Source organism: Priestia sp. JNUCC 25 (assembly GCF_053667915.1).
Window position 1 is genome coordinate 4,564,487 of sequence record NZ_CM132211.1, and the last position, 24,583, is coordinate 4,589,069.

The following is a 24,583-nucleotide window of genomic DNA, read 5'->3' on the forward strand; positions in this document are numbered from 1 at the left end:
AGCACCTTCGTCACATTGTTTAGCTGCGCTCTTCAAGCGGAATGTACGTTTGTTTTCCAGGACCGATATAATCAGCTCTTGGACGAATCAAACGATTGTTTGAATACTGCTCTAAAATGTGAGCAATCCATCCTGATACGCGGCTTACGGCAAAGATCGGAGTAAATAGATCGTGATCAATCCCTAAGCTGTGGTATACAGAAGCTGAATAGAAATCAACGTTTGGCGGAAGCTTTTTCTCGCCTGTTACGATCTCTTCAATTTTCACTGACATATCGTATAGCGTTGTATCTCCTGCTTGTTTGGTAAGTTTTTCAGACATTTCTTTCAAGTGCTTGGCACGAGGATCACCCTGCTGATACACACGATGTCCAAATCCCATAATCTTTTCTTTTTTCGCGAGCTTTTCGCGAATATAAGGTTCCGCGTTTTCAACTGTTTGAATGTCAGACAACATTTTCATAACAGCTTCATTCGCTCCCCCGTGAAGAGGACCCTTTAACGCTCCAATAGCCGCTGTAATTCCTGAATAAATATCGGATAACGTTGCCACACAGACACGAGCTGTAAAAGTTGAAGCATTTAGCTCATGGTCAGCGTGTAAGACAAGTGCTTTATCAAATGCCTCTACTTGGATATCAGTTGGCTCTTCGCCGGTTAACATATATAAAAAGTTAGCGGCAATGCTATAGTTTTCGTTTGGTTCAATTGGCTCTAATCCGTTACGGACTCTTGAAAAAGCCGTTACCACCGTTGGTAATTGTGCTTGCAAACGAACAGCTTTGCGATAATTTGCTTCTTCATCCATTAAATCAGCTTCAGGATCGTACAACCCCAATAGTGATACGACTGTTCTTAAAGCTGCCATTGGATGAACATCTTTAATTGGATAAGTTTTGAAATGCTCTAAGACTTCTTGGGGTAATTTAGCGTTTTCTGCTAGTAATCTAGAAAACACAGATAATTCTTCTTTGTTAGGTAATTTTCCGTGCCATAGTAAATACACCACTTCTTCAAATGTTGCATAATTCGCTAAATCATCAATATTGTAGCCTTGATATGTTAAAGTGTCATCAATAATTGAACTTACTGCTGACGTTGTAGCGACTACCCCTTCTAGACCTCGAGTTGCTGTCATAAATCTCCACTCCTTTACAGAAAAAATTCCCCATACCTTTCTGTGTAAAACGTGAAAAACAAAATTGAGCCTCTGCTCAACTAGACATTAAATGATATACGAAGCGCCTCTTTTGAATATATATCTTGGAAGAACATTTCTTCACCCCACGTAAAGAAAATGCTTACATTTCCATTTGTTTCAATAACACACAAAATCAAAACATCTGCATGTGTCATTGCTTTGTTACAGCCCTATAGGTAAAACATACAATTGTATGTAAAAAGATGCGGCCTCAAAATATATTATAAACAATTATCTGACTTTTGTGAATCAAAAGAGAGAAGAAATTTTAAAAAAATTATTATTATACAAAAATTTCTACGAAAAAAGTTCAGTTAATTTCATAAATAAATAAGCGATTCCAGCACCGATTAACGGACCTACTGCTACCCCTTGAAACAGCGCCACAGCAAGAATTGTGCCAAAAACTAAAGCGGTCGTAATATGCGGATCATCCTCCAAGAGTGTAAGTCCATATTTAGCAATAATTGCCACAGCAATTCCAGCTCCTAGAGCAATCCAGGCATAAGAAGATTTCACGGCCTCTCCTAATTGTTTGAATCCTATGTCTCCTGTTGCAATTGGCACAAGAACGGCAATTGTAATAACCGTTACTCCAATATTAATTCCTTTTGATTGTAGAAACGGAAAAACCTTACCGTCTAACCCGATTAATTTTAAAATAAGTAAAAATGCAACTGCAATGATTAATGATTGATTTTTAGCCACTAATCCAATTACGAGTAAAACAGCTAAAAAAAGCATGGGTTGTGAGAACATTTTACTCATCCTTTCTTTTTTTATTGTGATAAATCTAAAGCGTATTACGTAAATATTTTATGAGTAGCTTTTTCTTTTGTTGACTATCGTTTACAAGGAGGCCTCTATTTATTGTGTACAAGCTTCATTTACATCGACTATTTCGCTTAGCTTGTGTGTTGACAATTATTGCAGCATCTATATTTCTTAGTTATTATGTCTCTTCTCTCATATATCCATTTATTATCGCCTGCTGCATCGCTTTTTTTATAAATCCTATGGTTAATCTATTTGAATTGAAGCTGCGCTTACCCCGCTACTTAGCTGTTTTACTGTCAATGGTTCTTATCTTCTCTCTTTTAGCCGGACTTATTACGTTACTTATCACAGAAATCATTGCAGGAAGTACGTATTTAGCAAAAGTTGTTCCCACAAATTTCAAAGAAGTGGTCATATTTATTGAAAATATTGCTACAGAACAAATACTTCCGTTTTATGAACGCATTACTTCTATGTTTAATAACTTAAATACCGGTCAGCAAGCAACTATTTTATCGAACATTAAAGGGGTAGGCAACCATATCGCTCAAACGGTGGGCGATTTTTTGCAAAATGTATTGCAAAGCATCCCAGTACTTTTATCCGTATTGCCTAATGCAGCTACTGTGATTATTTTTTCATTACTGGCTACTTTTTTTATTAGTAAAGATTGGTACAAGCTGATAACTAAAAGCAGCGTGTTTATTCCTAAAAAAGTAAGGGAAAATGGACAGACAGTTGTTGTGGAGCTTAAAAATGCACTGTTTGGTTTTATTAAAGCTCAGCTTACGCTTATTTCGATTACCACAATCATCGTTCTTTTTGGTTTACTTGTTCTTAGGGTTGATTATGCTATTACAGTCGCTTTATTGATTGGCTTAGTAGATATTCTTCCTTACCTCGGAACAGGACTGGTTTTTGTTCCTTGGATGATTTATGCCTTTGCCACAGATAACGTGTCATTTGCTGTAGGGCTTTCGGTACTATATGCTGTAGTACTTGTGCAGCGACAAATTATGGAACCAAAAATTTTGTCATCAAGCATTGGTCTTGATCCTCTCGCTACATTAATTGCTTTATTTGTAGGATATCAATTGATTGGATTTTTCGGATTAATAGTTGGCCCTGTTATTCTTGTTATTCTAAAAACACTTCATACAACGGGGGTTTTTAAAGAAACGTGGCAATTTATTATAGGAAAATGAAAAAGTGTGTGAAAGAAGCTTCTTTCACACACTTTCTAGTTAACGAATAATCGTCATTCGATTACGTCCTTGAAAAAATCTTCTTAGCCACGTTAAAAGAAAAGGCTTAACGATTCTGCGTGTAAACGGCAGTAAAAAGATAAAGCCTACAACATCTGTCAAGAAGCCTGGAAACAGCAGAAACAGTCCGCCAAATAGTACACACATACCATCAAGGATTTCACCGCTTGGAACATGTCCCTGGCTCATCTGACGCTGTGCCTTTTGAAAAAGAGATGTTCCTTGTTTTTTCGCTAGAAACGCACCCATAAAACTGGTAGCAATAATCAGTAAAAATGTTGACATTACACCAATGAGATGACTTGAATAAATCAAAATCATTACCTCAACAGCAGGTACAATAAGAAGGAGCGGAAGAAGCTTCCTCACCATCATCACCTCTTCGCTTATTGAATTGCCTAAACAAAAAGAGAAGGATTACCCTTCTCTTTTTTCTATCATCTACGTGTTCTTACAGTACGCTTGCGTGTCCGTTGTATACGACACCACGTGAAGCATCAACTGTAATATCTTGATCTTCTGAGAATACGCTTGTTGCGTTTTCTACGCCTACAATGACAGGAATGCTTAAGTTTAACCCTACTACAGCTGCATGGCTTGTTAGACCGCCTTCTTCTGTAATAAGAGCTCCAGCTTTTTCGATTGCACTGATCATATCGCGATCTGTGCTGTTTGTAACAAGGATAGCACCTTCAGTCATTTTTGCATTTGCTTCTTCAGCAGTTTTAGCAATAACTACTTTACCAACTGCTGCTTTACGACCAATTCCTTGTCCTTTAGCAAGAACGTCACCTACAACTTGAACTTTCATTAAGTTCGTTGCACCTGATTCTCCAACTGGAACACCAGCTGTAATAACCACTAAGTCGCCGTGTGCTACAACGCCTGTTTTCACTGCGTCATTTACAGCGTGATCTAACATATCGTCAATTGTATTTACGCGCTCACCAACAACTGGTGTAACACCCCATACTAGAGACAGACGACGTGCAACAGAATCGTTTGCTGCAACAGCTACGATTGGAGATTGCGGACGATATTTAGAAACGATTTTCGCTGTATAACCACTTTCTGTTGGCGCTACGATTGCACTAGCGTTTAAGTTAAGCGCTGTGTGTACAACAGATTGTCCAATTGCATCTGTAATAGATGGGCCAACTTGCTTGCTGCGCTGTTGTAAAATCTCAGAGTAGTTTAGAGCTTGCTCAGCACGAGAAGCGATTGAATGCATTGTTTGTACAGCTTCAACTGGGTAAGAACCTGCAGCTGTTTCACCAGATAACATAATTGCATCTGTACCATCAAAGATAGCATTGGCAACGTCACTTGCTTCCGCACGAGTCGGGCGCGGGTTGCGTTGCATTGAATCAAGCATTTGTGTAGCTGTAATAACTGGTTTGCCAAGCGCATTACATTGTTTGATTAGATCTTTTTGTACTAATGGTACTTCTTCAGCAGGAATTTCTACTCCTAAGTCACCACGAGCAACCATTAAACCGTCTGAAACTTCAAGAATTTCCTTGATGTTATCTACGCCTTCTTGGTTTTCGATTTTTGAGATGATTTGAATGTGAGCTGCATTGTGTTTTTCTAGTAGTTCACGAATTTCTAATACATCAGATGCGCGACGCACAAAAGAAGCAGCGATAAAATCAATGCCTTGTTCGATACCGAATACAATATCGCTTGCATCTTTTTCAGTGATACCAGGAAGGTTTACACTTACATTTGGCACGTTTACACCTTTTTTATTTTTTAATGTACCAGGGTTAAGTACTTTTGTTTTGATTTCACCATCAGTTTTATTGATGTCTAGTACTTCAAGACCGATTAAACCGTCATCTAAAAGGATTTTTGATCCTACGTGTACGTCATCGATTAGACCTGGATATGTAATTGAGAATTTTTCAGTTGTTCCCACTACTTCTGTCATAGAAACAATGATTTCAGAGCCTTCTTCTAACTCAATTGCACCATTTTCCATTGTATTTGTACGAATTTCAGGTCCTTTTGTATCAAGTAAGATACCTACTGTTTTACCTGTTTGTTTCGCAGCTTCACGAATGTTAACAATACGTGCACCGTGCTCTTCAAAGTCACCGTGAGAGAAGTTTAGACGACAAACGTTTAAGCCTGAGTTAATTAGTTCAACTAATTTTTCTACACTTTCACTCGCTGGTCCAATAGTACATACAATTTTAGTTTTACGCATTCAAATTTCCTCCTATATATTTACTATTTACTCTTTAGATAGGGCAAATAGCTATTTCTTTTACTAACCTTGTACTAGCAGGCTATGAACAAATATTTTGTTGCCCTGACTTGTTCACCTTGCTTTACGTGTAACTTATGAAATACCTACGTAGCGCTGAATCAAATAGCAAACAAATAAACAGCACTTTAACGATGAATTTCTTCATCGTTTGCTTCTTGTTTTACTATTCCCTGCAATTCATACAGCAATACTTGCTGCCTGATTTGTCTTATATATCTCACGTTTTAGAGAAAAGACAAACGCTCGCACAGCTGCTAGTAACCATAGGAAATTTTTAAAAAACACTCTTTTTCTACTTTTACTTAAAGGTTTTTGCTGTCTATAAAATACCACGAAGAACTTGTAAACACAATAGAGAAGGGCTATACAAAGCGCACAAAAACGCGCACCCTTATTTTTCAAGAGTGCACGTTTCTTTATTTTATAGTAATGGCATCGTTTTCAGCTGCAAATTGTCCGATTTTTTTGTATTTTAAATAACGCTCTTCCACTAGCTCTTCTTTTGATAAATTCATCAGCTCTTTTAATGATTTCTTGATAATGCCCTCCATGTATCCAGCTTGTGCATCGATATCTCGGTGAGCTCCGCCTTTTACCTCTGAAACCATTTCATCTACAATACCCAGTTCTTTCAAATCTGGTGCTGTAATCTTCATCGTTTCAGCAGCTTTTTTCGCAAGAGAAGAATCTTTCCAAAGAATGGCTGCCGCTCCTTCTGGAGAAATAACTGAATACGTCGAGTTCTCAAGCATATGAAGGTGATTTCCTAAACCTAATGCCAAGGCTCCTCCGCTTCCTCCTTCTCCAATTACAATGCAAATAACAGGTACAGTTAAGCCAGCCATTTCGAAAAGATTTTTCGCAATAGCTTCGCTTTGTCCGCGCTCTTCTGCCGCTTTCCCTGGATAAGCTCCTTTTGTATCAATAAAGCAAATAATTGGGCGGTTAAATTTCTCCGCTTGCTTCATTAGACGCAGTGCTTTACGGTAGCCTTCAGGATGAGGCATACCAAAATTACGGCGAATATTTTCTTTCGTATCTTTACCTCTCTGATGTCCAATCACGGTAACAGGCACGCCATTAAACTTGGCAATTCCTCCTACGATTGCTTCATCATCACCATAAAAGCGGTCTCCATGACACTCTAAAAAGTTTGTAAACAAGCGAGAAATATAATCTAGTGTTGTAGGACGCTCAGGATGACGAGCAATTTGAACACGGTTCCATGGGCTTAGATGATTGTAAATATCGTTTTCTACTTTTTCTAAGCGATTTTCTAACTTATCAATTTCGCTAGATAAATCCACTTCTGTATTTTTAGCAAACTCTTTAAGCTCTGCAATCTTGTTTCGCAACTCAACAATTGGACGTTCAAATTCTAATTCGCTTACCACTCGATGTCACCTCCTGCTACGTGTATATCTAAAATAGTTGTTAACGTTTCTTTTAAATCATGACGGTCAATAACTCCGTCTAGCTGACCATGCTTCAACAGAAATTCCGACGTCTGAAAATCTTCTGGAAGCTCTTCTCTAATTGTTTGTTCAATAATACGTCTTCCAGCAAAGCCAATTAACGCGCCCGGCTCGGCTAAATTATAATCACCTAACGAAGCAAAGCTTGCTGACACGCCTCCTGTGGTAGGATGTGTCATAATCGAAATGATTAAGCCGCCTTCATCACTGAACATTTTAAGAGCTGCGCTGGTTTTAGCCATTTGCATCAAGCTCAGAACACCTTCTTGCATACGTGCACCGCCTGAAGCTGTGAAAATAAGGAATGGAACATGCATTTCCTTCGCTTTTTCAATGGCGCGAGTAATTTTCTCGCCGACTACAGACCCCATGCTTCCCATACGGAAGTGTGAATCCATAACAGCAACTACTACTTTAATGCCTTCAATATCTCCTTCACCCGTAACAATCGCTTCACTCAAATTAGTTTTCTCACGATCTTTTTCGAGCTTTTCAAGATAATCAGGGAACCCAAGAGGATTTTCTGACGTCATATCTTTGTCGTATTCAACAAATGTTCCGCTGTCGATTAAGCTTTCGATACGCTCTGGTGCTGTCATTTGATGATGATATCCACAGTTTAAGCATACTTTTAAGTTTTTATTTAACTCTTTCGTATACATTATTTTTTTACACTTTTTACATTTGGTCATAATTCCTTCAGGTACATCTTGTCTCATATGCTCAGAAGGAATCGTAGCATATTTTCGTTTTTTTGGAGTTTTTGTGTTTTTTGTAAATAAATCTCGTAACAAGGTGTAACCTCCTTTTGGTTCTTTTCTTTATCATAAGAACCTTTATTCTTCCTCTTCTTCTACTATTTACAAGTTGTGAAAATCCGCCTCAAATACAAATCAAGTGACGGATAGACAAAAATTGGACGAATTGTTCGCTTCACTTTATTAGTTGCTATTTACTTTACTAGATGACTGTTTGATTTTGTGTAGAAAGATGGCATGTCTCTTTCGACAAATTCCTTCTTTCACACTTGTTTGTAGCACTGATGGTGAAGATTTAATACAGCTGCTTCATCTTTTTTAGCTAACGCCTCTACTAATTCACTTATCAGAGTGTCGCTTGGCGCTGAGTTTTGTTGAAAAGTTTGAGAAAAGCGGCAAATAATCAGCCAGATTCGGTGTAATAGCCGATTAGGCTGCAAAGAAAACAAATAGTCAAACAAGTTCTTCAAACAATCGTCATTCTGCTTTTGAATTGCTTTCGAAACATTGATTTCGTCCTGTTCCGCTAAAACAAAATACAAACAGCTCTTTTCAAGAATATATCTCGTCTGAATTAAATCTGATTTTGTTTTACCGTCTTGTACTAAAAAAGTAGCTAATAAATCAATAAATTGATGATCCCCTACTTCTTTAATAAACGTACCTTCACCTCTTCTAGTTTCAATCAACCCAATTAGCTCTAACGCTCTGAGCGCTTCTCGAACGGAAGAACGTCCTGCGCCTAACCGTTCAGAAAGCTCTCGTTCTGACGGGATTTTATCCCCCGTAGTTAAACGATCGTCTTCCATTAGCTGGCGAATTTGTTTTAGAATTTCTACATATACTTTTGAACGTTCATTCTTCAAGTTTACTACCACTCACTTTACATTACTTTAACAGGCATGCTTGAAGCATCATGCCTGTCAAAGAACAGTTGATGTAACCTTATTCAATAATCGCTAAGCGACGTGTATTTTCAGCTACGGCTTCTGGCTTTACTTTTATTCGGGCAACGCCTGTTTCCATAGCTGCTTTTGCAACAGCGGCGGCTACTGCCGGAGCCACTCGTGCATCAAATGGACCTGGAATCACATAGTCTGTATTCAAGTCCTCTTCCGTAATTAAATTAGCAATGGCCTCAACTGCAGCCATTTTCATTTTTTCATTAATATGAGTAGCACGTACATCTAGTGCACCTCGGAATATCCCTGGAAACGCTAAGACATTGTTCACTTGATTAGGAAAATCAGAACGTCCGGTGCCGATTACTTTCGCGCCAGCTTTTTTAGCTTCTTCTGGCATAATTTCAGGCACCGGATTTGCCATTGCAAAAATGATTGGATCTGGATTCATCTTTCCAATCATCTCCGGTGTGAGTGCTCCTTCAACCGAAACTCCAATAAATACGTCCGCTTCTTCTAACGCATCAGCTAACGTACCTTCTACTTTGCTTCGATTTGTATAGGCTGCAACTTCATCTTTTATACGGTTCATGCCGTGAGGACGCTTGTCATAAATCGTTCCTTTGGAATCACACATAATGATATCGCGCACTCCATAGCTGTATAATAATTTAATAATAGCAATGCCAGCAGCTCCTGCTCCATTCGCTACCACTTTGATTTGTGACATTTTTCTTCCTGTCAGCTTCAGGGCATTAAGAAGGCCCGCTACCGTAACAATAGCCGTCCCATGCTGATCATCATGAAAAACCGGGATATTTGTTTCCTTTTTCAACCGCTCTTCAATTTCAAAACAGTTAGGAGCCGCAATATCTTCTAAATTAACGCCTCCAAAAGTAGGTTCTAGCAATTTAACAGTTTCTATAATTTTGTCCACATCTGTCGTGTTTAAACAAATTGGGAATGCATCTACGCCGGCAAAACTTTTAAAAAGGACAGCTTTCCCTTCCATTACTGGCAGAGCAGCTTCAGGACCTATATTGCCCAAGCCCAATACGGCAGTGCCATCAGATACAACAGCTACCATATTTCCTTTCATCGTATATTCATATACATTGTTTACATCATCATATATTTCTTTGCAAGGTTCTGCTACACCAGGGGAATAAGCAAGGCTTAAATCCTCTGCGTTTCGAACAGGAATTTTGGACTTTGATTCTAGTTTACCTTTGTTAATGCGGTGCATATGCAATGCTTCTTCACGTAAAGACAATGAATTTCACTCCCAATAAACAAAATGATAACAAATACTGCGCCTGAACCATGTTCTTTCCCACACTCATATGATGTTATAAATCCAATTGCATTTCATTTCAAGAAAAACGCATCTAATTCGTATATTTCATAAAAAACGGTGGTCAGACCACTTTTTTAACTATTTTACCATATAACATCACATGAAATCTGTAAAGACTATATCTTCTTGAACACAACGTGCTTCTCTCCTAGCATTGCTTTTAAAGTTTTTATTAACTCGTCGCTTCGTTCAATAGAATAGTGAACGGGAAGCTTGACCAATTGACGTTCTGCCTCATAATAAATTTTCACGGGGATTTTCCCTCTATGAGACTGAAAGTGCTGGTAAATAGTATGAAGCAGCTTTTCTGTACCTTGCTTTGTTTCTATACGTAAGTATAATTCTTCTGACGGTAGTTTTTGAACCGCCTCGCTAGCAGCTTCAGCACGTTGACAAACAATTTGCTGCTGCCCATTTCTTTCATCTATCTTTCCTTGTATCAGTAAAACCTTACCTTGTTCAAACAGCAGACGATTCTGCTCAAATACGCGGGGAAACGCAACAACTTCTCCTTCTCCACTTTCATCCGTGATGCGTAAAAAGGCCATTTGCTCTCCTTTTTTCGTTCGAATGACGCGAATTTCCAACACAAATACTAAAAGAGAGACCGCTTTTCCTGAAGCGTATTCTTTCATATCGTGAAGAGAAACAACAGAATAAAAGGAATTCAGTGCTTCATACTGAGAAGCAGGGTGACTTGATAAATAAAAACCTAGCATATCTTTTTCATACTGAAGCCGATCTTCTATTTTCAGTTCCTCTTTTTCCATGTATTTAGGCTTTAACGAAAATTCAGCTCCAAATCCAAAGTCATCATCTGGGAGTACCAAGCTTGCATGTTCAAACGCTACATCAATCGTTGCTAATAAAGTAGCTCGATTTTCTCCAAACTCATCAAAGCCTCCAGACAGAATCAAAGCTTCAAGCGCCTTTTTATTCACGGCTTTTTGTGAAACACGGGCACAAAAATCAAATAAGTCTTCAAATCTTTTTTTCTTTCGCTCTTCTGTTATTTCCTGCATAGCTGCTGCACCAATATGTTTAATCGCTGCAAGGCTATACCTTATACTTTCACCTTCTACGTTAAACGAATACATGCTCTTGTTAATAGAAGGCGGGAGAACTTGTATTTTTTTTCTTTTTAGTTCATTAATGTATTGAGCAATTTTCCCTTCGTTTCCAATAACGCTCGTTAGTAAAGCTGAAAAGAACTGTAGCGGGTAATGTGCTTTCAAATAAGCTAACTGATAGGCTACCATACTGTAAGCAACAGCATGACTTCGGTTGAAACCATAATCAGCAAAACGCACAATAAGGTCATACACTCGATTAGCAACGGATAGGTCATATCCTTTCTTCTTGCTTCCTTGGATAAAATGAGCTCGTTCACGATCCAGCACTGCCCGTTCTTTTTTACTAACTGCTCTTCTCAACAAATCTGCTTCTCCAAGAGAAAAACCGGCCATTTTTGAAGCAATCTGCATAATTTGCTCTTGATACACGATAACGCCGTGCGTGGATTGTAAAATGTCTTTAAGCGTAGGATGATCATATATTACCTTCTCCACTCCATGCTTGCGCTTAATATAGGTTGGAATATTTTCCATCGGACCAGGTCTATACAGCGCGTTAACTGCTACAATATCTTCTAGCTCTGTAGGTTTTAATTGCTGAAGCACTCTTCTCATTCCATCTGACTCTAGCTGAAAAATACCGGTCGTATCCCCTTTACTCAGCAGTTCAAAAGTTTTCTGATCGTTAAATGGTATATGAGACAGTGACAGCTTTCGATTCATGTCCCGCTCAATTTTCTTTAAAATATGATCTAAAATGGTTAAGTTGCGCAAACCTAAAAAGTCCATTTTCAAAAGCCCAACGTCTTGCAGAGCTTCCATTGGATATTGAGTCAGATATACATCATCATGTCCTTCTTGTACAGCTACAGATTGCGTCAGCGGCTTCTCACTAATCACAACGCCTGCTGCATGCGTAGAAGTATGCCTTGGCAGTCCTTCTATCTTCATGGCAATGTTGTACCATTGTTTTCTGGCTTCATTTTCAGATAAATAGTCTTGAAGAACTCTTGAATCACGAAGAGCGCTTTTTAACGTTGTACCTGGTTTAGTTGGAATTGCTTTGGACATTTTGTTTAGCGCCTCTTGATCAAATCCCATCACTCTCCCTACATCACGTACGGCTGCTTTAGCTGCTAATGTTCCAAATGTAATGATTTGAGCTACATGCAGCGCTCCATATTTTTGAGCCACATACTGAATGACTTGATCTCGTTTGTTATCAGGAAAATCAATATCAATATCAGGCATTGAAATACGTTCAGGGTTTAAAAAGCGCTCAAATAAAAGCTGATGCTGAATTGGATCAACATTTGTAATTCGCAAGGCGTATGAGACCAGTGAGCCTGCCGCTGAACCACGACCTGGGCCCGTTAAGATACCGTGTTCATGAGCATAATTCATAAAATCCCATACGATAAGAAAGTAATCACTAAAGCGCATATTTTCAATAATGTTCAGCTCATAATCCAAGCGTTCCTCGTATTGTTCCGTGATCACTTGAAATCTTTCTTGCAATCCTTTTTCGCAGAGAGTGCGCAAGTAGGCTGATGATGTAACAGACGGGGGAACAGGATATTTTGGAATGGACATTACGCCTAGAGAAATTTCGAGCTCGCATCGTCTTGCGATTTTTATACTTTCTTCTATTAAAAAATGCTGGTCATGAAAGAGATCTTCCATTTCGTCAGGTGATTTGAAATAGTACTCGCTGCTCTTACTTTTTACCTCTTCATCTTCATCACTATGTAATTTCTCTCCGTCTCGAATAGCTGCTAAACACTCATATGCATCCCGATCTTCTTTTTTTAAATATTTCACTTGATTCGTCGCAACAAGCGGGATATTTTCTTCAGCAGCAAGTTCCGTTAACTGCTGATTTATAAAAGCTTCATCCTGTCCGTGGCGCTGTATCGATATATACAAAGACTGCGAATATACTTTTTTAAAGAATTGAAGGACTTGCTTGGCATCTTGAAGTTTGTTTTCTGCTAGCAGGGTTTCAATCTCTCCAGTTACACCGGGTGTAATAGCAATCAACCCGCCGCTGTAATGATGGAGCCATTTTTTATTTACACCGTGTTTTTCCTTGGTTTGAACTAAACTGCTTAGTTTTAATAGATTTTCATATCCCTTATCATTTTCCGCTAACAAAACTAAAGGGTACGCTCGCTCGCTTTCTTCATGTTCTAGGATTGATAATGTGAGCCCAATAATTGGCTTGATCCCCGCTTTCACGCAGGCTTTATAAAAAGGAATGACTCCGTACATCACGTTTTCATCAGTCAAAGCAATCGCTTCATAGTTCATTTTCTTAGCTGTTTCTACAAGTTCATGAATACGAACGGAACTGCTTAGTAAGCTATAAGAACTTTGAAGCTGCAAGTGAACAAAAGGCACAGGACTTCCCACCTTTCTTTAATTCTTTATTCTTATTATAAATTTTGTTGCCGGCGTAGACAAATTACATAACTCTGAGCGTTTGTCCATATATATGTAGGAAGCGTGATTCATTGATAAAATAGTAAAGGAGGACACGTCATGACAAAAGAGCCTTTTATGTCTCTTTTCATTTGGAGTTACTTCACTTCATTAGGTATTATTTTAGGCGGTTCATTAATTGGAGCATTTGCGGGGTTTTTAATTGGAAAATCTCCTTTATACGTCATGCATACCCTCAGCAATAGTTTGAAAATCTGGGCAATTGTCGGAGCAATTGGAGGAACATTTGATACGTTTTACAGCTTTGAGCGAGGACTCTTTGAAGGAGCCACAAAAGATGTATTCAAACAAATCCTTTTAATTCTATCCGCTATGGGAGGAGCTCAGACCGGGGCTCTTATCATCAAGTGGTTAACTCAGGAGCATTTTGTATGAGGGTACCCAGCGAGCGAATGTTCAAGCGCTCCGACTGGCAGCGTTTTTTTGCCGGTATAGTCATTGGAGCAATTGTTAGCTGGGGGGTGTTTTTAACGATTTATGGCGTTTCAAGAGATAAAGAGCTAGAAGAAGTTCGAATTGCTAATGATAAGCTAGAAAAAGCAAATTTGCAAATTAGCGCATGGCAAGAAGATGTAAAAGCATTAAACAAGGAAATGAAGCAGCATTTGATTATTCAGAATGTGAAAGTAAAATTAGTAAACGGCAATCGTTATAAAGTAAACTCTGTGGTTGAATACAATATTCAAAAAAGCGTCGACGAAGAAGCACAGCACTTAATTGCCCAAGATATTGAAAGTGCGTATCGAAGCAGGGATATCTTAAAAAAAGCAATTGAAAATAAAAAATACGAATTCGATAAAACGATTTATGAAGTTGAAGTTCATCAAATTTATTTTTATACAACGCTTTCGATTGAAGTTCGAATTAAAAAGATGGAAAAAGTACTATAAAAAGCCGCTGATTTAAAATCAACGGCTTATTTTACAGATTACTCCTGACTGCAGAGCTCTTCTAAATCAAGTAGTAAAGGCTTTACTTCTTCCCATGAATAAATGGAAGCGCCGGACGCAAGAGGATGGCCTCCTCCGTTGTATTTTCTAGCAATTGTATTAATGACAAGCTCTTTTGAACGAAGGCGAACACGAATTTGATTTTCTTCCTCCACAAAAAACACCCACGTTTTTACTCCATCAATTTGCCCTAACGAACCGACTAGCTGAGAGGCATCAGCTGGTGTCACATCATATTTGCGAAGAATTTCATTTGGAATTTTCATATGAGCAACTCCTGCTGGAGACATCGTAAAGTTTTGCAGCACATATCCATGTAAGTGAGCGACGTTTTCTTTTGTTTTGTATAACTGATCATATACATCTTTAAAATTGAAACCATATTGAATCAATTCACTTGCATAGCAAAACGTTTTCGGCTTTGTATTTGGAAATAAAAATCGACCCGTATCTCCGACGATACCGCTGAAGATCAGCTTTGCTCCTTCATCATTCAGAGATAATCCTTTTTCTTTTCCTTCCAAGTAAAATTCATAAATCATTTCGCTTGTTGAAGAAGCAGACGTCTCAACCCAAAGCAAATCACCATAAGGAGTTTGGTTTGGATGGTGATCAATTTTAATGACCATTTTTCCATTTACGTAGCGCTGATCTGATACTCGTGCTTCATTAGCCGTATCACAAACGATGACAAGCGCATCCTTGTAGGTGTCATCAGCGATGTCATCCATACGGTATAAAAATTTTAATGACTCCGCTTCTTCTCCCGTTACGTATACCTTCTTCTCCGGAAAAGATGTTTTTAACAATTCCGCTAATCCGCACTGAGATCCGTATGCATCTGGATCTGGACGAATGTGCCGGTGAATAATGATGGTGTCAAACTGCTTAATAGCTTCTAATATTTGTGCTTTCATTTTCTCTCTCCTGTCAATACTGTTCTTGTTTTATGTACGCACCACATGCACTTACACTTCCACAGCGCTGTATCCATATTATTTATTAAATCATATCTCTTCTCTTTTTTAAAAGAAGAATCAATCACTAGTAGAATTTTCTGTCATCGACCTGTAAAATAATAGATACTACTGTAAACACTTTCAACACTACGCATTACTAACATCTAGAAACATTACAGATAGAAATACACCGGACTGGAGGGGCGTCTGTGCCATTTTTTATGATTTTAATCGTTGTGTCCTTTGTTTTCTACATGTATTTAAAAGTAAAATACGTACGTTCGAAACGCCCAATGGAACGAAAATGGATTTCCGCTAAGTCGAGTATTTGTCTTGGCTCTTTTGTATTATTTTTTGGAATCAATCAATGGTTTATTTACGAAACAAGCCTTTCGCTTATCATCGGCATACTATTTGTATTATTCGGTTCAGGCAGCATATTAGCCGGTATCAAAGCTTACAAGTACTATCAGCCTTATGCAATAAAAGAAGCTGATCAAATGTAAAAGAAGCTGCAGAGCAGCTTCTTTTTTTATACTCTTTCCAATAACTGAGCCATCATCATCGCTTTCCCTACTACAACCCCGGCATTGTAGACTTCTACATCTAATTTAGCAAACTTCCGACCAAGTTCTAATAGCTTAGGACGAATTTCAATTACGCTTTCAATTTGAACTGGCTTAATAAAATAAACGGTGATGTTTTCAATAACCAAATCACCTTTTTTATATAAGCGAAGAACACGATTGGCGGCTTCCGTTACAATAGTAGTGAAAACTCCGTATGAAATAGTCCCCATATAATTCGTCATTTGCGGCGTTACTTCACAGCGATACACCGGTGCTTCTTTTGTCTCTTGTACATCCATAAATTGATTGGTTACAATGTCGTCAATGGTTTCTCCTACCTGCGGTTGACGCTGAATCATTTGCAGCGCCTTTAAAACATCTTGACGGCTGATAATGCCCTCTAGCCGGTGGTAATCATCCACTACAGGCAGCACTTCAATCCCTTCCCATACCATCATATGCGCAGAAGAAGCGACCGATGTTTTCCCATGAACCGTCATGGGATTTTTCGTCATTACTTTTTCAATTGAAGTAGAAAGGTCATATCCAATAACATCTTTTGAGGTGACCATACCGTAAACTTTCATATGCTGATCCACTACAGGAAAACGACTGTGGTGAGTCTTATCGTTACATTCATGCCATTTTTCAATCGTATCGGTTAACTGCAAGCTAACCGCTTCAGAGATAGGTGTTAAAATATCCTCTACAAGCACAATTTCTTTTTTTATCAGCTGATCATAAATGGCACGATTAATCATCGTTGCAACTGTAAACGTATCATAGCTCGTTGAAATAATAGGAAGCTTAAGATCATCGGCAAGCTTCTTAACCCATTCTTCCGTATCAAAGCCGCCCGTAATTAACACGGCTGCTCCTGCTTCAAGAGCTAATTCATGAGCGTTTACTCGATTCCCTACGATAAGAAGGTTTCCGGCCTCGGTATATCTCATCATAGCATCAAGCTTCATCGCTCCAATAACAAACTTGTTTAACGTTTTATGCAAACCTTCACGTCCGCCCAGCACTTGTCCATCCACGATGTTTACTACTTCAGCAAACGTGAGCTTTTCAATGTTTTCTTTCTTCTTTCGTTCAATTCGAATGGTCCCAACTCGTTCAATCGTTGAAACATATCCTTTATTTTCCGCGTCTTTTATTGCTCGGTACGCCGTGCCTTCACTGACATTCAGTTCTTTGGCAATTTGGCGCACTGAAATTTTTTCACCAATTGGAAGCGAATCGATATACTGTAAAATTTGCTCATGTTTTGTCGCCACGTGTACTTCACCCTTCTAAAACGTTTTTACGTTTCATATGTCTTTTCTTTTATTATACGGGGGAAGTGAAATGGATTCAATCTAACCTCTTTGACGCAAAGGCTTTCTCGCACTATTTTTTTGAATACCTGCCTTCTTGCGGCGCGGTGCATAAAGCAGTGATGACAAATTGCCTCCGGCTACAAAAAGAGCAAAGGTAAGCCAGCTTATACTAAAAATCCCTTGCAAACTCGAAGTTGTTAACACTAAGTGCGGCATTGCATAGTAAAGCATCACTCCGCATAATAAAAGCGATAAAATAACTCGATTTTTTTCCATAGCTCTCCCTCCTTATTATTACTATCGTATGCAGGGAAGTAAAAAAAGCAGAACGTTTCTTTACAAATAAAAAGAGATTAAGACATAACTGCATCGATTCAATCTAAAGACGAACAAATGTGAGACATGAGCTGAACCGCTTGTGACACCGCAGTTGATTTCCGTGCAAGACTTCGCTTTCCGCGGGCGGCCGGTGAGCCTCCTCGTCGCTTGCACTCCTGCGGGGTCTCACCTATTCCGCTTTTCCCGCCGGAGTCTTCGTCTTGCCCTCCAATCAACAGCTAGAAGCCGCTACATATATGAAACCTACGTTCACCATAACAATAAAAAAAGAACGAGTGATCGATATTATCGATTACTCGTTCTTTTTTAACTTTAACTGAAATCGTTTTGTCCCAGCCTCTATTTATGATTAAAGATCCAATCCTTCTCCAACTTTTAATACTTTTCCTTCAATACCAGATAAAGACTCAATAAATTGATGAGGATCTTGCTTAATTACAGGGAATGTATTGTAGTGAATTGGCACAACAAGCTTTGCCTGCACCCATTCCGCCGCGATAGCCGCATCTTCAGGTCCCATTGTAAAGTTATCTCCAATTGGAAGAAATGCTACGTCAGGCTCATGGCGACCAATTAACTTTAAATCAGAAAATAAAGCCGTATCTCCAGCATGATAAATTGTCTTTCCTTCAATCGTTAAAAGCAAACCAGCCGGCATTCCTGTATAAATAATTTTCTCATTATTTTCTGTATAACTTGAACCGTGGAAAGCTTGCGTCAATTTTACCGTGCCAAAATCAAATGTATAGGCTCCGCCTATGCTCATTGGATGTACGTTTAAGCCTTGCCAGCTAAGATATGTAGCTAATTCTGCTACTGCCACAACAAGTGCACCGCTGCGCTTAGCAATTTCAACCGTGTCGCCTACATGATCATTATGGCCATGAGTCAGTAAAATCACATCTGCTTTTACATCTTCAGCACTTAAATCTGTTAATTCATTTCCAGTGATAAACGGGTCAATTAAAATTGTTTTTCCTTTTGTTTCAATTTTAACAATAGAATGTCCATGGTAAGAAACGTGCATCATTTATTCTCTCCTTTTACACTAACCTTTTCTATATTCTACCCGTCCGTTTTGGTTACAAAACAAGTGAATACGCGGCTATCATATCACAAACTGCGCAAAAACATCCCTTATTATGCTTGCTCTAATAAAGTTGTTGCATCAGCGTAAGTGAGACCGTGTGCATCTGCTACAGCCGCGTAAGTGACAAACCCATTTAGGGTGTTGATGCCTTGAAGAAGGGAAGGGTTTTTTAAGCATGCTTTTTTATATCCCTGACTTGCTATTTGCAGAGCATAAGGCACCGTTACGTTGGTCAGTGCTAAGGTCGACGTGCGGGGAACAGCTCCTGGCATATTAGCAACAGCATAATGCAAGACCTCATGCTTCGAATAAGTCGGGTTATCGTGAGTGGTAATGCGATCAGTTGTTTCGAAAATCCCCCCTTGATCAATAGCAATATCAACTACAACGGACCCTTTTGACATCGTTTGAACCATTTCCTCGGTGACAAGCTTTGGCGCTTTAGCTCCCGGTATGAGAACCGCTCCTATCACTAAATCTGACTCTTTTACAGATTGTGCGATATTGTAGTGATTTGACATTAATGTCGTCACTTCTTTACCAAACAAATCATCAAGCTGGCGAAGGCGATCAGCGTTTAAATCAATTATTGTAACATCAGCCCCTAATCCGACCGCAATTTTAGCAGCATTGGTTCCTGCTACTCCTCCTCCAATAATTGTTACTTTTCCTCTTTGCACGCCCGGAACTCCACTTAATAAAATCCCTTTGCCACCTTTGGTTTTCTCCAAAAATTGAGCTCCAATCTGAGAAGACATTCTTCCTGCAACTTCGCTCATTGGCGTTAACAGAGGCAAGCTTTTGTTTGGAAGCTGTACAGTTTCATAAGCAATGCCTACGACCTTTTTATCAATCAATGCTTTCGTTAATGCTTCTTCAGCTGCCAAATGTAAATACGTAAACAAAATCAGTCCTTCACGAAAATATCCGTATTCTTCTGAAATCGGTTCTTTTACTTTCATAACCATTTCAGCATCCCATGCTTCTTTTGCAGTATTTACGATAGAAGCTCCTGCATTTGTGTAATCTTCATCATGGAATCCAGAGCCTTCTCCTGCCTGTGTTTCAATATATACATCATGCCCACCGTTAACTAAAGCTGTAACACCAGCTGGAGTAATAGCCACGCGATTTTCATTGTTTTTTACTTCTTTCGGCACTCCAATTTTCACCTTTATCCCTCTTTTCTTATATCAGTGATTAACTGAAAAAAGAACGCCACACCAAATCCTTTAGAAAACCGGATTTACTATGACGTTACCTTTCGATAGAACTCAGCATAATCCTGCTTTTCTTAGTCTATATACAGTATATGCATCTAGTTATTCATATAGTTCGTTATCACTCTGTGCTTCTGGATTTTCGACTACAGAAGCCATAGCATCGCCAATGACGCCGCTTGAATAAGAATCCATCAGCTGTCTTGATGTCTCTTTTTCTCCTTCAAAATCATATTCATATACATGCTGCGGATGTTTTTTGTCTTTCATATGTCACTTCTCCTTTTTCACTCTATTTTCTTTACGAATGTGAACTTCACTTCATAATCCCTTACATGATCTTTTCTATTTTCTTCTTAAATGCTCTAGTTATACCATTTATCTCACATCAAAAAACGCCCGCAGATTTTTCTGCGGACGTTTTGATAACTTTTTATATCGATGTTTTTTCGTGCAATTCATCTTTAGCTAGCTGAATTGCTTTTTTTACTTGTTCAAATCCTGTTCCTCCCGCGCTATTACGGCGATTAACAGCTGTTTTTGGACTTAATACATGATAGATGTCTTCCTCGAATAAATCTGACGCTTCCTTATATTGCTCAAGCGGCAAATCCATTAGGTAGATATTTTTCTGAATACAAACGAGAACCAGTTTCCCAACCACTTCATGTGCTTCACGAAACGGCATACCTTTTGAAGCAAGATAGTCAGCTAACTCCGTTGCATTTGAAAAATCTTGTTTCGTAGCTTTTTCCATAACATTTGTTTTTACTGTCATTGTTTCGATCATGCCAGCAAAAATGGTCAAACATCCTTCAATCGTTGTAACCGTATCGAACATGCCTTCTTTATCTTCTTGCAAGTCTTTGTTGTATGTTAAAGGCGTGCCTTTTAACACAGTCAATAGGCTAAATAAATGACCATATACTCGTCCTGTTTTACCACGAATTAACTCCGCCATATCAGGATTTTTCTTTTGAGGCATAATACTGCTGCCCGTTGCGTACGTATCATCCATTTCAATAAATTGAAATTCTTGACTAGACCATAAAATTAACTCTTCACAAAAACGAGATAAATGCATCATTAAAATAGAACTGTTGCTTAAAAACTCTAAAATAAAGTCACGATCGCTGACAGCATCCATACTGTTTTGATAAATCCCATTAAAGCCTAGAAGCTCAGCGCTATAATGACGATCAATCGGGAATGTTGTACCAGCTAAAGCTCCTGCTCCTAAAGGAGATAAATCAATACGCTTCAGCGATTCCGCATAACGTTCAGCATCGCGCTTGAACATTGAAACATAAGCCATTAAATGATGAGCAAAAGAAACCGGCTGCGCGCGCTGCAAATGTGTGTAGCCTGGAAAAATGGTTTCAACATGCTGATCTGCTTTTGTAAGCAATACATCTTCTAGATTTTCAATCAGCCCTACAATTTGCTGAACATGCTTTTTTAAATATAAGTGCATATCTGTAGCAACTTGATCATTACGGCTTCGACCCGTATGAAGCTTTCCTCCAACCGGACCAATTTCATCAATTAATAACTTTTCTAAATTTAAATGAATATCTTCATATTGAGCAGAAAATGTTAATTCTTTCTTCTTAGCTTTTTCAAGCAGTGTTTGAAGGCCTTTTTTAATTTGTGACGCTTCATCTCCAGAAAGAATACTGCATTTCTCAAGCATTGTTACATGTGCTAAACTGCCTTCAATATCTTCTTCTACAAGATGCTGATCAAATGAAATCGACGCACCGAACTCGTCAATCCATTGTTCAGGGCGTTTCGTAAAACGCCCTCCCCAAAGTTTGGTCATACCGTTGTCACCTTCTTTTGATTTACCATGCTGCTCACTTGTGTTGGAAGTCCCCATAATGAGATAAAACCAACTGCTGCATTGTGATCAAATTCATCTTCTTTTGTATATGTTGCAAGTTTTTCATTGTATAAAGAATTAGGAGATTTACGTCCCTCTACGATAGCATGCCCTTTAAATAGTTTTACTCTCACTGTTCCATTCACATATTGCTGCGTATCTTTTAAGAATGCAAGCAGTGAATTTGTTAATGGAGAGAACCATAAACCTTCATAGATAACTTCTGTTAATTTTTTCTCAATCACTGGTTTAAAGTGCGCTACTTCTTTCACTAATGTTAAATCTTCAAGCTCTTTGTGTGCTTTAATTAATGTCATAGCAGCTGGACACTCATATACTTCACGTGATTTAATTCCCACAAGACGGTTTTCTACATGATCAATACGTCCGACTCCGTGCTTACCTGCAATTTCATTCAATTCTAGAATTAACTGAGCTAGCGTGTAAGATTGACCGTTTAATGATACTGGAACACCTTCAACGAATTCAATTTCTACTACATCCGCTGTGTCCGGAGTGTTTTCAAGAGAAGCCGTTAGGTCATATGCTTCTTCAGGTGGAGCTGCCCAAGGATCTTCAAGAACGCCACACTCGTTACTTCTTCCCCACAAGTTTTGGTCAATTGAAAATGGGCTGTCTAAGTTAATTGGAATTGGAATATTCTTTTCTTTTGCATACTCGATTTCTTCTTCACGAGACCATTTCCAGTCACGAACAGGAGCTAAAACTTCTAAGTGTGGATTTAATGCTTTAATTGATACTTCGAAACGCACTTGGTCATTTCCTTTTCCCGTACATCCATGTGCGACAGCTACTGCATTTTCTTGTTCTGCTACTTCTACAAGCTTTTTAGCGATTAGCGGTCTAGATAGTGCAGATACTAATGGATATTTTCCTTCATATAATGTGTGTGCTTGAAGTGCTGCTAACGCAAATGTATTGGCATATTCTTCTTTTGCATCAATCACATATGATGATACCGCTCCAACTGTTAAGGCTTTTTCTTTAACGAATTTCAAATCTTTTCCTTCGCCTACATCTAAACAGCAAGCTACTACATCGTACCCTTTTTCCTGTAACCATTTAATTGCAACTGATGTATCTAAACCTCCGGAATATGCTAAAACAACTTTTGGATTACTCATTATCTATTCCTCCCACAAATTATATATATATTAATACAACCGTTTTAATTTTTATTCATTTAATCTACTATTACTTTAACAACTTTTTAATCTATTTTCAATAGTTATTCAAAAAAAAGTATATAAATTCACATTTATTTTAATTTAATAGGGTGAAATCTCTTAAAATACTGTAAAAATAGACATGAATGAATATTTCTTTCTTACACACTGTGTATATTTATATGCATAAATCAAGTATAAATGATTTATTTTTCATTTACAGTAGCTGTGGCTTTTGTCATTGTATAAAATGGAAGGGAAGAGGTGAAAAAATGGAGCGCTTTTTTACTTATGACAACAGACTCGGTATAAAAATTCCTGCTCTTGAAAGAGAATGGACATTCTATTCTGAAAAAGTTCAGCAGGATATCCTCCTAACATGGGAATCCATTCGGGGACAGATTCCAGACAAAATTCAATCTTTAGAAAAGAGTATTAATCAAAAACAAGCGGCGTTAGAAGATGAGACTAATTTTATCCGCTCTTGTGAATTAAATAGCGAGATAGGAGAACTTGCTTCTATTATTAATGATTTGTGGATTTGGTATCGAACAAATGAGGAAATATCAAAAAAAGTTCACGGATAGACAAAAAAACGAGTCTCATGAAAAATTAATGAGACTCGTTTTTCTTATCCAGCAAATAGCGGTATTGGTAAAAGCGCTTTGCATAATCTGTCACTTGTTTGGCCATTCGATAATTCATCCCTCCGCCAACCATCATACTCACAATTGGCAAACGATTATAAACTTTTCGCTTCGCAGCGAATATAGCTAGCGTTTTCCCGATTTGCACAACGATTTTTTGCAGCCACGTTTTATCTACAATTTGATCAACACCTTCATAAAAATACGGGTCAAATTCTTGGCTTAACTCACTCTTTAATTGATGCCACCCCTGAGCCTGAAGGTGTCTAGGTAACGTTGCTGCATGGAAAACTTTTAGCGTTAGCATAAGCTCTGAAGGAGTCTGGATATGATAGCCGTAGCTCATTGCTGCCTGTTGCACCGCTTGAATATTCATGCATAAAACAGCAGGTATATCAATACCGACTAGCAGCGATTGTCCGGTTCCTGAAAGTGCTCCTTGACTCAGCGCATACAATCGAAGCTTGGCCATTTGCTGTTCGCATATATAAGAAAGCTGATCTACTTGAAGGGAATTCATTTCTGACAGATCTGTGATATCCTCTTTGAATACACGGGCGGTTTCAATAATTCGTTTTGTCGCTTGAGTTTGCATTTCCGTACCTTGAATTAATGCAGTTAACTGAAAGAGTCCCTCATCAATTTTATGTAAATAGGTCTCACGAACAGAAGCTGGAATTAAGTTAAGCCCTTTTTCTAACCACTCTTCGTACAATAACTCCATCTCAGTTGCTTCTACACTCTGTAAGCTCTCTTCCCATTTATAGATTTCTTCTAAAAGCTGTTCTTCGCGATTCGTTAGTATCATCATGTCACCCTTTCAAGAAATAAGT

At 38.5% G+C, this 24,583-nt stretch carries 24 protein-coding genes; 5 read left to right on the forward strand and 19 right to left on the reverse strand.

What is annotated here, in order from left to right:
• Nucleotides 1-19: 19 nt before the first annotated feature.
• A complete protein-coding gene (citZ, locus tag JNUCC25_RS23935) occupies nucleotides 20-1,138 on the reverse strand; it encodes a citrate synthase (protein WP_013059445.1) in 1,119 nt (372 codons plus the stop codon).
• A gap of 360 nt (nucleotides 1,139-1,498) precedes the next feature.
• Nucleotides 1,499-1,960, reverse strand: a complete 462-nt coding sequence (locus JNUCC25_RS23940; RefSeq protein WP_013059446.1) for a DUF441 domain-containing protein — start codon at nucleotides 1,958-1,960, stop codon at nucleotides 1,499-1,501.
• A gap of 113 nt (nucleotides 1,961-2,073) precedes the next feature.
• Between JNUCC25_RS23940 and ytvI the strand changes: the two genes are divergently transcribed.
• The gene (gene ytvI, locus JNUCC25_RS23945) at nucleotides 2,074-3,183 is read left to right on the forward strand and encodes a sporulation integral membrane protein YtvI (RefSeq protein ID WP_029320013.1); all 1,110 of its coding nucleotides are present in this window, start codon (nucleotides 2,074-2,076) and stop codon (nucleotides 3,181-3,183) included.
• 39 nt (nucleotides 3,184-3,222) lie between these two features.
• Here ytvI and JNUCC25_RS23950 read toward each other — a convergent pair whose 3' ends face one another.
• The 7 genes from JNUCC25_RS23950 to dnaE all read right to left on the reverse strand — a co-directional run bounded on the left by JNUCC25_RS23950 (nucleotide 3,223) and on the right by dnaE (nucleotide 13,483).
• Nucleotides 3,223-3,615, reverse strand: a complete 393-nt coding sequence (locus JNUCC25_RS23950; protein ID WP_035438703.1) for an FxsA family protein — start codon at nucleotides 3,613-3,615, stop codon at nucleotides 3,223-3,225.
• A 79-nt stretch (nucleotides 3,616-3,694) separates the two neighbouring features.
• A complete protein-coding gene (gene pyk, locus JNUCC25_RS23955) occupies nucleotides 3,695-5,455 on the reverse strand; it encodes a pyruvate kinase (protein ID WP_013059449.1) in 1,761 nt (586 codons plus the stop codon).
• Between the two features lie 479 nt (nucleotides 5,456-5,934).
• On the reverse strand, nucleotides 5,935-6,912 hold the full coding sequence (gene accA, locus JNUCC25_RS23960) for an acetyl-CoA carboxylase carboxyl transferase subunit alpha (RefSeq protein WP_013059450.1): 978 nt from the start codon (nucleotides 6,910-6,912) through the stop codon (nucleotides 5,935-5,937).
• Nucleotides 6,906-7,787, reverse strand: a complete 882-nt coding sequence (gene accD / locus JNUCC25_RS23965; RefSeq protein WP_013059451.1) for an acetyl-CoA carboxylase, carboxyltransferase subunit beta — start codon at nucleotides 7,785-7,787, stop codon at nucleotides 6,906-6,908. Before accD ends, accA begins: the two co-directional genes overlap by 7 nt.
• 227 nt (nucleotides 7,788-8,014) lie before the next feature.
• A complete protein-coding gene (locus JNUCC25_RS23970) occupies nucleotides 8,015-8,617 on the reverse strand; it encodes a FadR/GntR family transcriptional regulator (RefSeq protein ID WP_029320009.1) in 603 nt (200 codons plus the stop codon).
• A 79-nt stretch (nucleotides 8,618-8,696) separates the two neighbouring features.
• Nucleotides 8,697-9,926 carry an NAD(P)-dependent malic enzyme gene (locus JNUCC25_RS23975; protein WP_013059453.1) on the reverse strand — a complete coding sequence of 410 codons (1,230 nt, stop codon included), beginning with the start codon at nucleotides 9,924-9,926 and terminating at the stop codon, nucleotides 8,697-8,699.
• Nucleotides 9,927-10,126: 200 nt separating this feature from the next.
• A complete protein-coding gene (dnaE, locus tag JNUCC25_RS23980; RefSeq protein WP_029320008.1) occupies nucleotides 10,127-13,483 on the reverse strand; it encodes a DNA polymerase III subunit alpha in 3,357 nt (1,118 codons plus the stop codon).
• Nucleotides 13,484-13,624: 141 nt separating this feature from the next.
• Here dnaE and JNUCC25_RS23985 point away from each other — a divergent pair, with 141 nt between their 5' ends.
• Nucleotides 13,625-13,960, forward strand: a complete 336-nt coding sequence (locus JNUCC25_RS23985) for a YtrH family sporulation protein (RefSeq protein ID WP_013059455.1) — start codon at nucleotides 13,625-13,627, stop codon at nucleotides 13,958-13,960.
• The gene (gene ytrI, locus JNUCC25_RS23990) at nucleotides 13,957-14,475 is read left to right on the forward strand and encodes a sporulation membrane protein YtrI (protein ID WP_029320005.1); all 519 of its coding nucleotides are present in this window, start codon (nucleotides 13,957-13,959) and stop codon (nucleotides 14,473-14,475) included. The genes JNUCC25_RS23985 and ytrI overlap by 4 nt, the downstream gene beginning before the upstream one ends.
• A gap of 38 nt (nucleotides 14,476-14,513) precedes the next feature.
• Here ytrI and JNUCC25_RS23995 read toward each other — a convergent pair whose 3' ends face one another.
• Nucleotides 14,514-15,452, reverse strand: coding sequence for a DHH family phosphoesterase (locus tag JNUCC25_RS23995; RefSeq protein ID WP_013059457.1), 939 nt, complete (start codon nucleotides 15,450-15,452; stop codon nucleotides 14,514-14,516).
• A gap of 251 nt (nucleotides 15,453-15,703) precedes the next feature.
• Here JNUCC25_RS23995 and JNUCC25_RS24000 point away from each other — a divergent pair, with 251 nt between their 5' ends.
• Nucleotides 15,704-16,000, forward strand: coding sequence for a YtpI family protein (locus JNUCC25_RS24000; RefSeq protein WP_013059458.1), 297 nt, complete (start codon nucleotides 15,704-15,706; stop codon nucleotides 15,998-16,000).
• Nucleotides 16,001-16,026: 26 nt separating this feature from the next.
• On the opposite strand, the gene JNUCC25_RS24005 is transcribed toward JNUCC25_RS24000, so the two are convergent.
• From JNUCC25_RS24005 to JNUCC25_RS24040, 8 genes are all read right to left on the reverse strand, one after another.
• Nucleotides 16,027-17,343: a CBS domain-containing protein gene (locus JNUCC25_RS24005; protein WP_029320002.1), complete on the reverse strand. Its 1,317-nt coding sequence runs from the start codon at nucleotides 17,341-17,343 to the stop codon at nucleotides 16,027-16,029.
• Nucleotides 17,344-17,424: 81 nt separating this feature from the next.
• On the reverse strand, nucleotides 17,425-17,661 hold the full coding sequence (locus JNUCC25_RS24010; protein ID WP_013059460.1) for a hypothetical protein: 237 nt from the start codon (nucleotides 17,659-17,661) through the stop codon (nucleotides 17,425-17,427).
• A gap of 98 nt (nucleotides 17,662-17,759) precedes the next feature.
• Complete coding sequence (locus JNUCC25_RS24015) at nucleotides 17,760-17,939, reverse strand: hypothetical protein (protein ID WP_157835269.1); 180 nt, start codon at nucleotides 17,937-17,939, stop codon at nucleotides 17,760-17,762.
• A 134-nt stretch (nucleotides 17,940-18,073) separates the two neighbouring features.
• Complete coding sequence (locus JNUCC25_RS24020) at nucleotides 18,074-18,751, reverse strand: metal-dependent hydrolase (RefSeq protein WP_064472256.1); 678 nt, start codon at nucleotides 18,749-18,751, stop codon at nucleotides 18,074-18,076.
• 113 nt (nucleotides 18,752-18,864) lie between these two features.
• Nucleotides 18,865-19,986 (reverse strand): alanine dehydrogenase, encoded by a 1,122-nt coding sequence (ald, locus tag JNUCC25_RS24025; protein ID WP_013059462.1) that lies wholly within the window; start codon nucleotides 19,984-19,986, stop codon nucleotides 18,865-18,867.
• 150 nt (nucleotides 19,987-20,136) lie between these two features.
• Nucleotides 20,137-20,304: a hypothetical protein gene (locus JNUCC25_RS24030; RefSeq protein ID WP_013059463.1), complete on the reverse strand. Its 168-nt coding sequence runs from the start codon at nucleotides 20,302-20,304 to the stop codon at nucleotides 20,137-20,139.
• A gap of 163 nt (nucleotides 20,305-20,467) precedes the next feature.
• Nucleotides 20,468-21,856, reverse strand: coding sequence for an argininosuccinate lyase (gene argH / locus JNUCC25_RS24035; protein ID WP_013059464.1), 1,389 nt, complete (start codon nucleotides 21,854-21,856; stop codon nucleotides 20,468-20,470).
• Nucleotides 21,853-23,061 (reverse strand): argininosuccinate synthase, encoded by a 1,209-nt coding sequence (locus JNUCC25_RS24040; RefSeq protein WP_013059465.1) that lies wholly within the window; start codon nucleotides 23,059-23,061, stop codon nucleotides 21,853-21,855. The genes argH and JNUCC25_RS24040 overlap by 4 nt, the downstream gene beginning before the upstream one ends.
• A gap of 314 nt (nucleotides 23,062-23,375) precedes the next feature.
• On the opposite strand from JNUCC25_RS24040, the gene JNUCC25_RS24045 reads away from it, so the two are divergent.
• Nucleotides 23,376-23,690 (forward strand): hypothetical protein, encoded by a 315-nt coding sequence (locus tag JNUCC25_RS24045; protein ID WP_029319996.1) that lies wholly within the window; start codon nucleotides 23,376-23,378, stop codon nucleotides 23,688-23,690.
• Between the two features lie 25 nt (nucleotides 23,691-23,715).
• Here JNUCC25_RS24045 and JNUCC25_RS24050 read toward each other — a convergent pair whose 3' ends face one another.
• The gene (locus JNUCC25_RS24050; protein ID WP_029319993.1) at nucleotides 23,716-24,558 is read right to left on the reverse strand and encodes an EcsC family protein; all 843 of its coding nucleotides are present in this window, start codon (nucleotides 24,556-24,558) and stop codon (nucleotides 23,716-23,718) included.
• Nucleotides 24,559-24,583: the final 25 nt, after the last annotated feature.

Excerpts from the sequence above, each read along its gene's own strand:
- citZ (WP_013059445.1), bottom strand. The coding sequence starts at position 1,138 with ATGACAGCAACTCGAGGTCTAGAAGGGGTAGTCGCTACAACGTCAGCA.
- JNUCC25_RS23940 (WP_013059446.1), bottom strand. The coding sequence starts at position 1,960 with ATGTTCTCACAACCCATGCTTTTTTTAGCTGTTTTACTCGTAATTGGA.
- JNUCC25_RS23950 (WP_035438703.1), bottom strand. The coding sequence starts at position 3,615 with ATGGTGAGGAAGCTTCTTCCGCTCCTTCTTATTGTACCTGCTGTTGAG.
- pyk (WP_013059449.1), bottom strand. The coding sequence starts at position 5,455 with ATGCGTAAAACTAAAATTGTATGTACTATTGGACCAGCGAGTGAAAGT.
- JNUCC25_RS23985 (WP_013059455.1), top strand. The coding sequence starts at position 13,625 with ATGACAAAAGAGCCTTTTATGTCTCTTTTCATTTGGAGTTACTTCACT.
- ytrI (WP_029320005.1), top strand. The coding sequence starts at position 13,957 with ATGAGGGTACCCAGCGAGCGAATGTTCAAGCGCTCCGACTGGCAGCGT.
- JNUCC25_RS23995 (WP_013059457.1), bottom strand. The coding sequence starts at position 15,452 with ATGAAAGCACAAATATTAGAAGCTATTAAGCAGTTTGACACCATCATT.
- JNUCC25_RS24010 (WP_013059460.1), bottom strand. The coding sequence starts at position 17,661 with ATGGAAAAAAATCGAGTTATTTTATCGCTTTTATTATGCGGAGTGATG.
- JNUCC25_RS24020 (WP_064472256.1), bottom strand. The coding sequence starts at position 18,751 with ATGCACGTTTCTTACCATGGACATTCTATTGTTAAAATTGAAACAAAA.
- JNUCC25_RS24030 (WP_013059463.1), bottom strand. The coding sequence starts at position 20,304 with ATGAAAGACAAAAAACATCCGCAGCATGTATATGAATATGATTTTGAA.
- argH (WP_013059464.1), bottom strand. The coding sequence starts at position 21,856 with ATGACCAAACTTTGGGGAGGGCGTTTTACGAAACGCCCTGAACAATGG.
- JNUCC25_RS24040 (WP_013059465.1), bottom strand. The coding sequence starts at position 23,061 with ATGAGTAATCCAAAAGTTGTTTTAGCATATTCCGGAGGTTTAGATACA.
- JNUCC25_RS24045 (WP_029319996.1), top strand. The coding sequence starts at position 23,376 with ATGGAGCGCTTTTTTACTTATGACAACAGACTCGGTATAAAAATTCCT.
- JNUCC25_RS24050 (WP_029319993.1), bottom strand. The coding sequence starts at position 24,558 with ATGATACTAACGAATCGCGAAGAACAGCTTTTAGAAGAAATCTATAAA.